This is a genomic window from Mucilaginibacter inviolabilis, from assembly GCF_011089895.1.
GTDB lineage: Bacteria > Bacteroidota > Bacteroidia > Sphingobacteriales > Sphingobacteriaceae > Mucilaginibacter > Mucilaginibacter inviolabilis.
The window spans coordinates 60619-74041 of the sequence record NZ_JAANAT010000004.1 but is presented as its reverse complement, the minus strand read 5'-3'; the positions used below and the strand labels follow the sequence as shown (position 1 = coordinate 74041).

The window sequence follows — 13423 nt, the reverse complement described above, 5'->3', positions numbered from 1 at the left end:
ACCAATTTACCTCAAAGCCTTTTGATGTTTTATAATTAACCGTATTTTTAGCCAATGGATATAGCCAATTATTTAAGCGAACTGTTAGGCCGGCATAGCAAAGTAGGTGTGCCGGGCCTGGGTTTTTTTACACAGGTGCGTGTAAATGGTTATTATAACAACGCCGAAGGCAAACTATATCCGCCAGGCTATCAGGTACAATTTAGTTCTGAACCATTTGAGGACGATACTTTGGTGGAGCACATCGCCCAAAAGAAAAACATATCGCTGGCATCATCCAAATACTTTACCGAAAAATATATTACCGGACTTAAACAGGACGCTGCTTTGAAAGAAGTTCCTTTTGCTAACCTGGGCTGGTTTTATATGAACAATGGGGAGATAGCTTTTAAATCCGGCGAAAATCATAATGAAGGGCCTGAATTTTATGGCTTTACGCCCATAACTATCAAAAAGCTGAATCAGCCGGAACCTGAAAAGCCAGCTGCGCCACTGCCATTTACAGTAGCACCACAGCTAATTACTCCACCTACGCCAACAGCCGATCAGCCAGAGGTATACGAGGATGAAGAGACGGAAGAAAAAACGCGTTCGGGAAGCCCGTGGCTTATCGCGCTTATCGTTTTGCTGGTTATCGCTGTAGCAGCATTCGCTATATATAAATATAACCCGGCTTTGTTCGGTTTTGGTAAGCAACCTGCAAAACCCGTTAACGGGCAAACAAAAACACAACCCGCTGCCGCTGCAGACAGTGCCGATGATAGTAATAAAACAGCCCCTCCACTTTTGGATACGGCATCAAAGGCAATTTCTAAACCCGATACTACGTTAAAGAAAACAGTAGCCACAGCCGATACTGCCGGTAAAACCGAATATGTTATCTTCGCCGGCTCATTTAAAACACAAACTAAAAGCGACGAAGCTGTTAAAATATTTAAAAGTGTTGGTGTGGATGCCCGCACATGGCATGGCCCAGGCTCTGGTAAACGCATTAAAATTATTATTGGAAGCTTCAGTACATCTGCCGAGGCCGAGACCGAAAGACTTAAACTTGTAAAAGCAAAAAAAATAGATCAAAAATCCTACAGCAAAGAAATTAACGAAAAGAAATGACATTATTATTGATACAGCAGATAGCAGATACCGCGAAACACGTAGCAGACACCGCAGGTCACCTTACACAACCCATCACTACACAGCCCGAAGAGCTGCGTTTTGGCGATCTATTGATCAAGGGTGGCTGGGTAATGGTTCCCATTGGTATTTTGGCTGTTTTAGGTTTGGTAATATTTTTTGAACGCTATTTTACCATCCGTAAAGCTTCAAAGAATGAGGCCAACCTGATGTTACAGGTACGCTCCAGTATCCATTCGGGTAACCTGGAATCGGCTATAGCGCTTTGCCGTAATAATAATTCGCCACTGGGTCGTATGCTGCAAAAAGGTTTGTTGCGTATCGGTCGCCCCATCAAGGATATTGAGGGCGCTATTGAAAACGTAGGTAAACTGGAAGTATCCAAGCTGGAAAAAAATATCGGTATCCTGGGTATCGTAGCAGGTATTGCACCCATGTTTGGGTTCCTGGGTACTATTGCCGGGGTAATCAAGATATTTTATGATATATCTAAAACAGATAATATCAGTATGGGTGTTATATCTGGTGGTCTGTACGTAAAAATGGTTACATCAGCCGCAGGTTTGATGGTGGGTATTGTGGCTTACGTATGCTATCATATTTTGAATATGATGGTTGATAAGGTAATTTTGAGCCTAGAAACTGATGCTATTGAATTTATTGACCTGTTAGAGGAGCCAAGCAAATGAATTTAAGAAAAAGACATAGAGGTGCATCGGCAGAAGTTCATACATCGGCCATGAACGACATTATGTTCTTCCTGCTTTTGTTTTTCCTCATTGCATCTACAGTTACCAACCCTAATGTGATCAAACTGGTATTGCCCAAATCATCAAGCGGGCAATCGGTATCCAAAAAAACCATTACGGTATCGGTAACCAAGGATTTGAGATACTACGTTGACAAAAAGGAAGTTCCGGTAGATGCCTTGCAAACTACTCTGTCTGGTTATAAAAACCTGGCTACAGAACTCACTATAGTTTTATATGTCGACAAAACTGTAGCCATACAGGATGTGGTACAGGTAATGGATATAGCACAAAAATTAAACATCAAACTGGTTCTGGCAACGGAACCGAAGTAGTATCAAGTAGCTAGTATCAAGTATCACGACATTCAAAAGTTGACCACAAAAATCTTGATACTTGATACTAGCTACTTGATACCAACTACGTGATACTAAAAAATGGACTACAGGGAAGAAAATAACTATCCAAAGGCATTTGCGGCAACAGGCATTATTTTGGCTGTGCTTATTGCTGCCTGTTATTTTATTGTATTTAAAAATCCACCAAAAATGGAGGATGGTACCGGGGGAATACTGGTAAACTACGGAACTGTTGACGAAGGTATGGGCAGCGATTATATGAGTACCGAGGAACCTTCGGTTGCTGAAAAAGCCAATAATACCAAACCAGATAAAGTTACCCACGAAAAACCAACCGAGGATAAACCCACTCCGCAAACCAGCGACAAAACCGTAGTGACCCAAAATACCGAGGACGCCCCGGAAGTAGCCGCCCCAACAAAAAAACCAACCAATACCGTAGCTACACCGCAGCCAACAAAAACCCCGGCCAAGCCTACGGTGAATCAAAACGCCTTGTATAAAGGCAAAGCCACAACCGGCACCGGCGAAGGTGACGGAACCGGGCACGCTCCGGGCAACCAGGGTAAGCCAACTGGAACAACCCTTACCAACAACTATAACGGAACAGGCTCTGGCAACGGCGGTAATTTGAATTTAACACAACGTAGTTTTGTTTCGCGCCCTAGCGTTGATGACGGAAATCGTCATAGCGGTAAAATTGTAGTAGATATCCTGGTTGATAAGGATGGCTATGTAATACAAGCCACTGCAGGAGCACGCGGCACTACCATATCTGATGCCAGCCTGTTACAAGCCTGCGAGGATGCCGTGCGCAAATCAAGATTCAATGCCTCTGATACCGCTCCCGAAACCCAAAAAGGCACCATGACCTTTGTGTTTAAGGTAAATTAAGTTCGGCTGATGGATCATAGCTAATGGTTCATGGCAATATTTTACAATAACAGGAATCTCAATCAAACACATCCGTATTACCTTTGCGCTCATTAGCGGTTCATCAGGTGTTACTATGAACCATCAACTATGAACCATGAACTACCAGGAAACCATCCAATACCTATATACTCAGCTCCCCATGTTTACGCGCGATGGGGCTTCGGCTTTTAAAAAGGATCTTACCAATACCATTGAGCTTTGCAAACGACTGGACAATCCGCAGCATAAATTTAAAAGCTTGCACATAGCAGGTACCAACGGTAAAGGTTCTACATCGCACATGCTGGCTGCTATTCTGCAAACAGCAGGATACAAAACCGGCCTGTATACATCGCCCCACCTAAAAGATTTTAGGGAACGTATCCGGGTTAATGGCCAAATGATCAGCGAGCAAACCGTGATTGATTTTGTTGAGGATCATAAAGCTGATTTTGAAGAGATAGCACCTTCTTTTTTTGAGATGACCGTAGCGTTAGCCTTTGATGTTTTTGCAAAGGAAAAAGTAGATATAGCCATTATTGAAGTGGGTTTGGGTGGCCGTTTGGATTCCACCAATATCATTACCCCGCTCCTGTCGGTCATAACCAACATAGGCTGGGACCACATGAATATGCTGGGCGATACGCTGCAACTGATAGCCGGCGAAAAAGCAGGTATCATCAAGCCCGGCATCCCGGTGGTGGTCAGCGAAACCCAGCCCGAAACAGTGCCCGTTTTCATAGCTAAAGCCCAACGGGAAGGCAGCCCCATCACTTTTGCATCGGACGTGTGGACGATTGAAGAAAAGTCAAAAGTTAAAAGTCAAAACTCAAAACTTTTGGAAATTGAAGTTAGCAACTCACTACTCAACACTCATCACTCATCACTTACTATCCAGCTCGACCTCACAGGCACCTATCAGCTTAAAAACATCAAAGGTGTTTTATCGGCTGTGGACGAGCTGCGCAAACAAGGCTTCATAATAACCAATGAGCATATCACCACCGCGTTGAAGCAGGTGAAAACACTCACCGGCCTGCATGGCCGCTGGGAAGTTTTAAATATCCAGCCGTTAACCATTTGCGATACCGGTCATAACCCCGACGGTATACAGGAGGTGGTCAAAAATATTGCCGCGGTTAATTACCAGCAATTACACTTTGTAATAGGCATGGTGAATGATAAGGACATTACCAAAGTATTGGCTTTGCTCCCAACAAAAGCTATCTATTACTTCTGCAAGCCCGATATACCAAGAGGTTTAGATGCAGAAAGTATGCAGCAGCAAGCCGCAAGTTTTGGCTTACACGGCAACACCTACCCATCAGTAAAGGCAGCTTTATCGGCGGCTCAGGCTAATGCCACAGATAATGATCTTGTATTTGTAGGCGGCAGTACATTTGTTGTAGCGGAAGTGGTATAACACCAATTGCCACCTCGAACGAGGTACGAGCAGAGATCTTTTGCTATAGGATAGCTTCTAACCAACGTTGCGAGCGAAAATGTGGGTTTACATAAATTCATTGAATTTCAATACAAGTATTTGATTATCAATAAAATAATACCATGTAAACCATAAATTATGTAAACCATGTAAACCCACTTTTTACCAAAATAGTCCTCCTTTTTATTGACTCAAGTTTTAGTATATAACTTTTCGACTTAACAAATAATTTACTTCTGTTATCTCCATAAAGTTCTATTTTTACTTTTAAATATAATCCCCATATTTTATATGACATATCTACCATCAGCAGACAGATACAAAAAAATGCAATACCGCCGCTGCGGCCATAGCGGTATCAAACTTCCGGCTATTTCGCTGGGTTTGTGGCACAATTTCGGACATGTGGATGTAACCGAAACCTACCGCAAAATTTTACACCTGGCTTTCGATAGCGGCATTACCCATTTTGATCTGGCCAATAATTATGGGCCGCCGCCGGGCTCTGCCGAAGAGAATTTTGGTCGTATTTTGAAGGAGGATTTCCGCGGCTACCGCGATGAAATGATCATCTCCAGCAAAGCCGGTTATACCATGTGGGATGGCCCTTATGGCGACTGGGGTTCCAAAAAATACCTGGTAGCCAGCTTAGATCAAAGCCTGAAACGCATGGGTTTAGAGTATGTTGATATATTTTATCATCACCGCCCAGATCCGGAAACCCCGCTGGAAGAAACCATGTCTGCACTTGATCTGATTGTTCGTCAGGGTAAAGCTTTATACGCTGGTATTTCCAACTATCCTGCTGCGGAAGCTGCCAAAGCTATCACGATATTGAAAGATCTGGGTACGCCATGCCTCATCCATCAGCCTAAATACTCCATGTTTGTACGTGATCCTGAAGAAGGCTTACTGGATGTGCTGGGTAACGAGGGTGTAGGTTGTATCCCATTTTCGCCATTGGCACAGGGATTACTGACCAATAAATACCTGCATGGCATTCCCGAAGATTCAAGGGCAGCCAAATCAACCGGCTTCCTGCAAAAGGACCAGGTAACACCTGAACGGATAGCCCAGATAAAACAACTGAATGACCTGGCCCTGAAACGCGACCAGACATTGGCACAAATGGCATTAGCATGGCTGCTGAAAGATAATCGCGTAACCTCGGTACTGATCGGTGCAAGCCGTGCCGAACAACTGGCCGACTCGTTAAGGGCGCTGGACAATATCGTATTCTCTGCTGATGAATTAACGCAGATAGAAAAAATATTAGCCTCCTAAACCCCGGAGTTTCGCCGGAACGACCATTTATATATAATTGTCATCCTGAACGTAGTGAAGGATCTATTCGTGACCCTATTTACCGGAGAATAGATGCTTCGCTACGCTCAGCATGACAATGTTTTTAAACACTTATTTATATGAGCAATATCAATTGGGGCATTATTGGTTGCGGCGATGTAACCGAATTAAAAAGTGGACCAGCATTTAAAAAAGTAGCCGATAGCGATCTGTTAGCCGTGATGCGGCGCGACGCTGCCAAAGCCGCCGACTACGCGCAGCGTCACCATGTTAATCAATGGTACAGCGACGCCGAAAAGCTAATGGACAAGGCTGGTGTTAATGCCATCTACATAGCCACTCCCCCATCCTCGCACCTGGAATATGCACTGAGCGCTTTAAAAAAAGGATTGAACGTTTATGTCGAAAAACCGGTTACCCGTAATGCTGCCGAGGCCCGAGCTATGGCCGAGGCTGTAAAACAGAGTAATACCAAACTCACAGTTGCTCATTACCGTCGGGCAGTGCCCATGTTTTTAGCTGTTAAAGAATTGATTGATACCCAAAAGGTTGGCGACATCCGTACCGTGCAAATCAGAATGTGGCAAAGCCGTAAACCGGAACTAGTTAGCAAAACCAAAGACAACTGGCGGGTTAACCCCGAGCAATCCGGAGGTGGCTATTTCCATGATTTGGCCCCGCATCAGCTCGATCTGATGCTGTATTACTTTGGTGAGCCAGAGAAATATCATGGATTTTCGCTCAATCAATCGGGCGCTACCCCAGCCGACGATCACGTTTGCGGGCAAATCTTATTTAAAAACAAAGTAGTGGTCAATGGCTCCTGGTGCTTCAACGTGGCCGAAAACCTCACTACCGATACCTGCGAGATCATCGGTACCAAAGGTAAAATCACATTCCCCTTCTTTGGCAATTATATTAGCTGGAAAACTGATACCGAGGATGAAACCATAACCTTTACACATCCGCAGCATATACAACAACCCATGATCGAAAAAATTGTAGCTTACTTTAAAAACGAGGGGTCGAACCCCTGCAGTATTGAAGAAGCCATTGTATTAATGGATGTGATGGATGCTTTTACCGGTCGGAGTGCCTTTTAATTAAAAATACTAACTTTTCTTTTTAGGCACCTTGGCTCCTTCTTTACGCGCCTCGGATAAGCCTATAGCAATAGCCTGCTTTTTGCTGGTCACTTTTTTGCCGCTACCGCTTTTGAGTTTACCTTCTTTCATTTCGTGCATAGTTTTTTCAACTTTTTCACTTGCTTTTTCTGAATACCTTGCCATAATGTTAGTTTTTAAGTAGATAATTAACTCGTGCAAAACATTTGCCAAAACTATGTTCCGAAACAGCTAATACAGCCAGGGCAAAATCAATCATCGATAAATTCCACATTCACAAAAAATAAAAATGGTAAATTATTATTTGTAATTATTGCTTAACTTCAAACATCCGGTCGCCCTATACGTTACCAACTGAAAATCATCACTATGTCTGCCAAAAAACTGATTGCCCCCTTTTACGAACGACTTGCATTAACATTAATAGGTTTTTTGGCGCTTGGTTATCTGATCATTATAGGTAAAGATTTGCTTGACCCCATGATATTCGGGTTCATTTTCGCAATATTACTGTTACCGATAGCTAACTTTCTGGAGAAGAAATGCAGGCTGCCGCGCAGTGCATCATCCTTAATATCTATATTATTGCTTATCGGTTTTGTTTATGGTGTATTATACCTGGTAGGCTCACAGATATCAAAAGTGGCCAACGACTGGCCCATGCTCAAAAACCAGGTAACACAATCATTACAAGACCTACAGCAGTGGATACAAACGGCATTCCATATTAATACTGAAAAGCAGATGAGCTATGTTCACAGTACTGCCGATAAGCTTATGGCTTCTGGGGGTGACGTTTTGGGCACAACCTTCGGAGCTATTTCGTCACTCATGCTTTTTTATGTATTCATCCTGATATTTACCTTTTTTATATTACTCTACAGAAGATTGCTGCTGCGTTTCATTATTTGGGTTTTCCGGGATGAAAACCAGCATATCGTAATGGATATAGTAGAAAATATCCAATCTATACTAAGACAATATATCCTGGGCTTACTTTTAGAAATGGTGATTGTAGCTGCTGTTGCTATCAGTGTTTTCCTGCTCATTGGCATCAAATACGCTGCATTGTTGGGTATTATCGTAGGCCTGTTCAACATCATACCTTATATCGGTATTTTTACGGCCTTGCTGCTTAGCGCCATTATTACTTTTGCAACCGGGAGCATTAAAGATACTCTATTCGTAATGGGCAGTGTGATCGGTATCCATGCAATAGATGCCAACCTCCTGTTACCAACCATTGTTGGTTCAAAAGTGAGGCTTAACGCATTGATATCATTTGTGGGGATCATTGTAGGTGAGATGATATGGGGTTTGTCGGGCATGTTTTTATCCATACCGGTTATTGCTATTTTCAAAATCATATTTGACCGTATCGAAAGTTTAAAACCGTGGGGCTACCTGCTTGGTGGCGATAATGAAAACAAAAAATCTGCTCCTATCAAAATAAAAGCAGACTAACAGCAATTTAACAAAAATTTAACATCTCATTAAGAGGCAATTCTAGTCTTTTATTTTAGGTTTGCATTGTATTAATCCCCCTAACTAATGCAAACTATTAGTACCCCTCAACGCCCTGTTTACAGGTGTCAAAAGTGTAATGAAGTACTTGATATACGTCGTAAAAGAAGCCCGTTCATCAAAACATTTCTTTTTTGGCTTCCCTTAAAAAAGTTTTTTTGTACCCGCTGTCTTAAAGTGCGCTACCTTTTTTAATTATCACGTTGCTTAATACTATTGTATCATTAATTTAGTACCTCCCAGTTGCAAGGTTTGCAATTGAAAAACTTACCGGATATGCGCATTAAGCAAACTTTATTGATCATTACCTACATTTTACTGCCTTTTATTACATTGGCGCAACCTAAAAACAAACCCGTTTTTAGACTGGTGCCTTTAGGCGTGTTAGGTGGTATTGATGAAAGTAATTTGTCGGCTTATATGCTGTCTGCTGCTGGTACTGATCAATATATTTGTTTAGATGCAGGTACCTTGCATGTTGGTATCCAAAAAGCAATAACCAACAAAACTTTCCGGGTTTCTGGCGAAAGAGTATTGAGGCAATATATCAAAGGGTATTTTATATCACATGCTCACCTTGATCATATAGCTGGGCTCATCATCAATTCACCCGAAGACAGCAGCAAAAACATTTATGGTCTTCAGAGTACTATTGAAACCATCAAAACCCACTACTTTACCTGGGCAAGCTGGGCCAACTTTGCCGATCAGGGCGAAACGCCTGCTTTAAAAAAATACCGTTACCAGGTACTGAGCCCCGGCACCCAAACTGATATCGAAAACACCCCGCTTAAAGTGCAGGCATTTCCGTTGAGCCATTCCAACCTTACCAGTACCGCTTTTCTGGTACAAAGTAATGATGATTATATTTTGTACCTGGGCGATACCGGAGCAGACGCTATTGAAAAGAGCACAAATCTGCAAAATCTGTGGCAGGCTGTTTCTCCGCTCATCAAAAGTAAAAGGCTAAAAGCTATTCTTATTGAGGTATCTTTTCCTAACGAACAGCCGGATAAAACGCTTTTCGGGCATTTAACACCACATTGGTTTATGGCTGAAATGGACAAGCTAGCTGGGCTGACAAGTCCGGCCGAATTAAAAGGATTAAATATTGTAGTTACGCATCTTAAACCACCGGTAAACAGTATAACTCAGATCAAGGCCCAACTTAAAGCTGCCAATCAATTACAACTAAACCTCATATATCCTGTGCAGGGTAAAGCGCTTAGTTTTTAGATAGTATTTGGCTAACGCGGAAAATTACCTAAATTTCCGTCGATCAAAACCAAACCACCTATCTATGAATATCATTCAGAAATGCCTGCTGCTCTGCTGTGTTATATGGACTAATGCCTTATTTGCACAACCACAAGGTAAAGTATTGGAGGAAGAAACCGTTAAAAGCAGTATTTTAAAGCGCAATGTAAAATATACTGTTTACCTGCCTGCCGATTATGAAACAGCCAACCGCAGCTACCCCGTTGTTTATTTACTGCATGGTTATACTGATGATAATACCGGCTGGCTGCAGTTTGGCGAGATAAACCGCTATGCCGATAAAGCCATCGCCGAAGGCACTATTCCACCAATGGTTATTGTAATGCCCAATGCCGATTCGAGCTGGTATATTAATTCCTATGATGGAAAAGAGAAATATGAGGATTTTTTCATTAAGGAATTTATGCCGCAGATTGAAAAGGTTTACCGTATTAAAGCCGATAAAAAATATCGCGGCGTAGCGGGTTTATCTATGGGTGGTTATGGAACATTGATTTATACTATCAAATACCCGCAACTGTTTGCGGCAGGAGCGGCCTTGAGCGCTGCGGTATTTCCAGACGATCAGATGACGGGCATGCCCGATGAAAACTGGGATAGGGTATTTGCACAGTTATATGGTCGCGGGCTCAAGGGTAAAGACCGCCTGAACAAGGCCTGGCAGGCTAATTCTGTTTTGAGCATGGTACAGGATAAATCCACAGAACAATTGAGCGGCGTACGTTATTGGATTGATTGTGGCGATGATGACTTTTTAACCAAAGGTAATTGCCTGCTGCATATAGCGCTGACGGAGAAAAAAGTACCACATGAATTTAGAGTACGCGATGGCGCTCACACCTGGACCTACTGGCGTACGGGTATTACCGATGCGCTGGCATTTATAGGCGATAGTTTCAGGCAGAAATAGAGCCCCCAGCCACCTGGAGGGGAGTTTTTTGATGTGCGGATAAGCAAAATGACCAGGTATATATCCAAATGAGAAAATGTCTTGATACTTGATACTCCTTATCTACTAAAAATCTATGAAAATATACCTTAAGCTCTCCTTGCTTTTATTACTTTTAAGCACTGGCACTGCATTTGCCCAGCATATAGGTAAAGTGATAGACGAGCAAAACATTAAAAGCGACATTTTAAAGCATAACGTAAAATATGCTATTTATTTGCCTCCCGATTATGAAACATCAAACCGGACATATCCGGTGGTGTATCTGTTACATGGTTACGGCGACGATCAAACCGGCTGGCTGCAGTTTGGTGAGATAAACCATTATGCTGATAAGGCTATCGCCGAAGGCAAGATCCCGCCTATGATCATTGTGATGCCCGATGCTCAGACCACTTATTATATCAATTCATACGACGGGAAACAAAACTACGAGGATTTCTTTTTTAAGGAATTTATCCCTGATATCGAACGAGAGTATCATATCAAAGCCGAAAAAAAATATAGAGGTGTAGCCGGACTATCCATGGGTGGCTTTGGCACATTGGTATATAGCATCAAACATCCTGAAATGTTTTCGGCAGCGGCTGCTCTGAGCGCGGCTGTACGCAGTGATGAGGACCTGATGGCTATTCCGGATGCACGCTGGGCCGAAGTGTACAGCAAAGTGATCGGTCCCGACCTGAAAGGACGCGAACGATTAAATGCTACCTGGCAAAACTACTCGGTACTCGGCCTGATACAGGGCAAAACCACCGAAGAATTGAATACGGTGCGTTATTGGATTGATTGCGGCGATGACGACCCATTAAGCAAAGGCAATTCCTTACTGCACATTGCCCTGATGGAAAAAAAAGTTCCACATGAGTTCAGGATACGGGATGGCGGTCACAACTGGACTTATTGGCGCACCGGAATTACCGACGCATTGGAATTTATAGGTGATAGTTTCAGGCAAAAATAAGCCCAGCTCCTGAAGGAGAAGTTTTTTGGATTAATAAATCCCAAATCGAACATCCGAATTTCGAAATCACTGGGTCGGGGGGCTCAGAATATCCTCACAATTCTTTTTTAATTCATTGAGTCGAGCAGGTAAAGTCTCTATCCCATGCTGATCTTTTATATTGCGGTAAAGCAGCTTGATCAGATTAAGGGTTTCATCATCCGGGTCGCAGGCCTGGGCCTTTTCCAGATGCGGCAGGGCCTTTTTTACCTTACTGATATACACAGCATCTACAACTACTTCATTTGCGGGCTTTCCCGAGATATCCTTGATATACAAATACCCCAATGCCCGATGAGCTACGTAGAAATTGGGTTGTGCAGCCACTACCCTGTTGTAATATATAATGGCATTCCCGCTTTGCAGATCACCTTCATAAACCTGGGCCATAAAATTATAAAAGCTGGTACGAATACCTGGTTTTAGTTTAGCGGTATCAGGCAGTATTTGTTCGCCAAGAGTCATGGCTTTTTCCATGTTGGCATTTAGAAACGCTTCGTTAAAATCAACATATCGGTCATATACCTCATCAGCTGTTTGCGCGTAGGCGGTTCTACCGGCTATAAGTATAAATATAATAAAGATGATTTTTCTGAACATGATGATAAGATTGGCTAAATGTACTTAGCCAATCTTATAAACGCAATAAATCCGGATTTAATTATATTGGGGATTTCCCTGTTTCCATTTCCTGTATTCCGCGGTCATACAATGCCCGCATGGACGATATCCCAAACTTTCAGCCTCTGCTTCCGAAGCAAAGAAAACACGGTTCTCCGGCTTCATCCGTTTTCCTGAATTACAGCTCATTGTACCATAAATTTTAAGACGGGCATTGCCGCCAAATCTGATTTGTTCAGTATCGAGCAGTTGTTTTAGCTTTCTGCCGCGGACAAAGGCTTTATCACCCAATTCAAGATGCCTGATCATTTGGCATCATGAAAAATGACACCCATGCTGCGGCGTTTACCCACGGTGACCTCACCTACTCCATGTTTCATATTTATGCGGTGATAGCCAGTACTGCCTTTGGCCGGGCGATAACTGGTGGTAAATAGCAGCATATCGCCCTTACCTGGCTTCAGCACCATGGCACGCGATTGTGCCCTTGGCTTTTGCTCCATCAGTATAAATTCACCACCTTCATAGTCATGGCCTGGTTCGTCCAGTATAAAAACCAGCTGCATCGGGAAAAACACTTCGCCGTACAAATCCTGGTGCATGGCATTATAGCCACCCTGGGAATATTGCAATATCAGGGGTGTTGGCCGTAGCTGTTCATGCTCATGGCAATGCTCCAGCAATTCATCTAAAGTATCGGGGAAACGCTGTTCCTTATCCAGGTACTGCATCCACCTGTTTGCAATGGGCACCAGTTGGGGATAAACATTCTCCCGCAGCTGCTGTATCAAGGTGGGCAAAGGATATTTAAAATATTTATACTCCCCCAGCCCATACTGATGATGCTCCATCACTATAGTTTTGCGGTATAACTGCTCATTGGTGTATTGAGCAGTAAGGTTGTCACACTCATCAGCCCTTAATACATTTTTTACTAGCGCATAACCTTTGCTATCCATCGAATTGGAAATGCCGGCCCAGTTCAGGCCGGCAATTCTTTCTTTAATACTCATACCTG

At 43.0% G+C, this 13423-nt stretch carries 15 protein-coding genes; 11 read left to right on the top strand and 4 right to left on the bottom strand.

Annotated features, from left to right (window positions below; genetic code table 11):
* Window positions 1–54: 54 nt before the first annotated feature.
* The 7 genes from G7092_RS23785 to G7092_RS23755 all read left to right on the top strand — a co-directional run bounded on the left by G7092_RS23785 (window position 55) and on the right by G7092_RS23755 (window position 7009).
* The gene (locus G7092_RS23785) at window positions 55–1113 is read left to right on the top strand and encodes an HU domain-containing protein (protein ID WP_166093344.1); all 1059 of its coding nucleotides are present in this window, start codon (window positions 55–57) and stop codon (window positions 1111–1113) included.
* The gene (locus G7092_RS23780) at window positions 1110–1823 is read left to right on the top strand and encodes a MotA/TolQ/ExbB proton channel family protein (protein ID WP_166093341.1); all 714 of its coding nucleotides are present in this window, start codon (window positions 1110–1112) and stop codon (window positions 1821–1823) included. The genes G7092_RS23785 and G7092_RS23780 overlap by 4 nt, the downstream gene beginning before the upstream one ends.
* A complete protein-coding gene (locus G7092_RS23775) occupies window positions 1820–2218 on the top strand; it encodes an ExbD/TolR family protein (RefSeq protein ID WP_166093339.1) in 399 nt (132 codons plus the stop codon). The genes G7092_RS23780 and G7092_RS23775 overlap by 4 nt, the downstream gene beginning before the upstream one ends.
* A gap of 102 nt (window positions 2219–2320) precedes the next feature.
* Entirely contained in the window at window positions 2321–3136 is an 816-nt protein-coding gene (locus tag G7092_RS23770; protein ID WP_166093337.1) for an energy transducer TonB, read from the top strand.
* A 136-nt stretch (window positions 3137–3272) separates the two neighbouring features.
* A complete protein-coding gene (locus G7092_RS23765) occupies window positions 3273–4580 on the top strand; it encodes a bifunctional folylpolyglutamate synthase/dihydrofolate synthase (protein WP_166093335.1) in 1308 nt (435 codons plus the stop codon).
* A 312-nt stretch (window positions 4581–4892) separates the two neighbouring features.
* The gene (mgrA, locus tag G7092_RS23760) at window positions 4893–5885 is read left to right on the top strand and encodes an L-glyceraldehyde 3-phosphate reductase (protein WP_166093332.1); all 993 of its coding nucleotides are present in this window, start codon (window positions 4893–4895) and stop codon (window positions 5883–5885) included.
* A 140-nt stretch (window positions 5886–6025) separates the two neighbouring features.
* The gene (locus tag G7092_RS23755) at window positions 6026–7009 is read left to right on the top strand and encodes a Gfo/Idh/MocA family protein (RefSeq protein WP_166093330.1); all 984 of its coding nucleotides are present in this window, start codon (window positions 6026–6028) and stop codon (window positions 7007–7009) included.
* A gap of 9 nt (window positions 7010–7018) precedes the next feature.
* On the opposite strand, the gene G7092_RS23750 is transcribed toward G7092_RS23755, so the two are convergent.
* Window positions 7019–7195, bottom strand: coding sequence for a DUF6496 domain-containing protein (locus tag G7092_RS23750; RefSeq protein WP_166093327.1), 177 nt, complete (start codon window positions 7193–7195; stop codon window positions 7019–7021).
* A gap of 204 nt (window positions 7196–7399) precedes the next feature.
* Here G7092_RS23750 and G7092_RS23745 point away from each other — a divergent pair, with 204 nt between their 5' ends.
* The 4 genes from G7092_RS23745 to G7092_RS23730 all read left to right on the top strand — a co-directional run bounded on the left by G7092_RS23745 (window position 7400) and on the right by G7092_RS23730 (window position 11745).
* On the top strand, window positions 7400–8494 hold the full coding sequence (locus G7092_RS23745; protein WP_166093325.1) for an AI-2E family transporter: 1095 nt from the start codon (window positions 7400–7402) through the stop codon (window positions 8492–8494).
* Between the two features lie 336 nt (window positions 8495–8830).
* Complete coding sequence (locus G7092_RS23740) at window positions 8831–9790, top strand: MBL fold metallo-hydrolase (RefSeq protein WP_166093322.1); 960 nt, start codon at window positions 8831–8833, stop codon at window positions 9788–9790.
* Between the two features lie 64 nt (window positions 9791–9854).
* Window positions 9855–10742: an alpha/beta hydrolase gene (locus G7092_RS23735; protein ID WP_166093319.1), complete on the top strand. Its 888-nt coding sequence runs from the start codon at window positions 9855–9857 to the stop codon at window positions 10740–10742.
* 115 nt (window positions 10743–10857) lie between these two features.
* Window positions 10858–11745, top strand: a complete 888-nt coding sequence (locus tag G7092_RS23730; RefSeq protein WP_166093316.1) for an alpha/beta hydrolase — start codon at window positions 10858–10860, stop codon at window positions 11743–11745.
* A 66-nt stretch (window positions 11746–11811) separates the two neighbouring features.
* Here the strand turns inward: G7092_RS23730 and G7092_RS23725 are convergent, their stop codons facing one another.
* Genes G7092_RS23725 through G7092_RS23715 form a run of 3 tightly spaced genes read right to left on the bottom strand, consistent with a single transcriptional unit; the run spans window position 11812 to window position 13418 of the window.
* Complete coding sequence (locus G7092_RS23725) at window positions 11812–12384, bottom strand: tetratricopeptide repeat protein (RefSeq protein ID WP_166093314.1); 573 nt, start codon at window positions 12382–12384, stop codon at window positions 11812–11814.
* 57 nt (window positions 12385–12441) lie between these two features.
* Entirely contained in the window at window positions 12442–12714 is a 273-nt protein-coding gene (locus G7092_RS23720) for an Ada metal-binding domain-containing protein (protein ID WP_166093312.1), read from the bottom strand.
* Complete coding sequence (locus G7092_RS23715) at window positions 12711–13418, bottom strand: 2OG-Fe(II) oxygenase (RefSeq protein WP_166093311.1); 708 nt, start codon at window positions 13416–13418, stop codon at window positions 12711–12713. The genes G7092_RS23720 and G7092_RS23715 overlap by 4 nt, the downstream gene beginning before the upstream one ends.
* Window positions 13419–13423 lie beyond the last annotated feature (5 nt).

Coding starts and splice junctions, on each gene's coding strand:
- G7092_RS23785 (WP_166093344.1), top strand. CDS start 55: ATGGATATAGCCAATTATTTAAGCGAACTGTTAGGCCGGCATAGCAAA.
- G7092_RS23780 (WP_166093341.1), top strand. CDS start 1,110: ATGACATTATTATTGATACAGCAGATAGCAGATACCGCGAAACACGTA.
- G7092_RS23775 (WP_166093339.1), top strand. CDS start 1,820: ATGAATTTAAGAAAAAGACATAGAGGTGCATCGGCAGAAGTTCATACA.
- G7092_RS23770 (WP_166093337.1), top strand. CDS start 2,321: ATGGACTACAGGGAAGAAAATAACTATCCAAAGGCATTTGCGGCAACA.
- G7092_RS23765 (WP_166093335.1), top strand. CDS start 3,273: ATGAACTACCAGGAAACCATCCAATACCTATATACTCAGCTCCCCATG.
- mgrA (WP_166093332.1), top strand. CDS start 4,893: ATGACATATCTACCATCAGCAGACAGATACAAAAAAATGCAATACCGC.
- G7092_RS23755 (WP_166093330.1), top strand. CDS start 6,026: ATGAGCAATATCAATTGGGGCATTATTGGTTGCGGCGATGTAACCGAA.
- G7092_RS23750 (WP_166093327.1), bottom strand. CDS start 7,195: ATGGCAAGGTATTCAGAAAAAGCAAGTGAAAAAGTTGAAAAAACTATG.
- G7092_RS23745 (WP_166093325.1), top strand. CDS start 7,400: ATGTCTGCCAAAAAACTGATTGCCCCCTTTTACGAACGACTTGCATTA.
- G7092_RS23740 (WP_166093322.1), top strand. CDS start 8,831: ATGCGCATTAAGCAAACTTTATTGATCATTACCTACATTTTACTGCCT.
- G7092_RS23735 (WP_166093319.1), top strand. CDS start 9,855: ATGAATATCATTCAGAAATGCCTGCTGCTCTGCTGTGTTATATGGACT.
- G7092_RS23730 (WP_166093316.1), top strand. CDS start 10,858: ATGAAAATATACCTTAAGCTCTCCTTGCTTTTATTACTTTTAAGCACT.
- G7092_RS23725 (WP_166093314.1), bottom strand. CDS start 12,384: ATGTTCAGAAAAATCATCTTTATTATATTTATACTTATAGCCGGTAGA.
- G7092_RS23720 (WP_166093312.1), bottom strand. CDS start 12,714: ATGATCAGGCATCTTGAATTGGGTGATAAAGCCTTTGTCCGCGGCAGA.
- G7092_RS23715 (WP_166093311.1), bottom strand. CDS start 13,418: ATGAGTATTAAAGAAAGAATTGCCGGCCTGAACTGGGCCGGCATTTCC.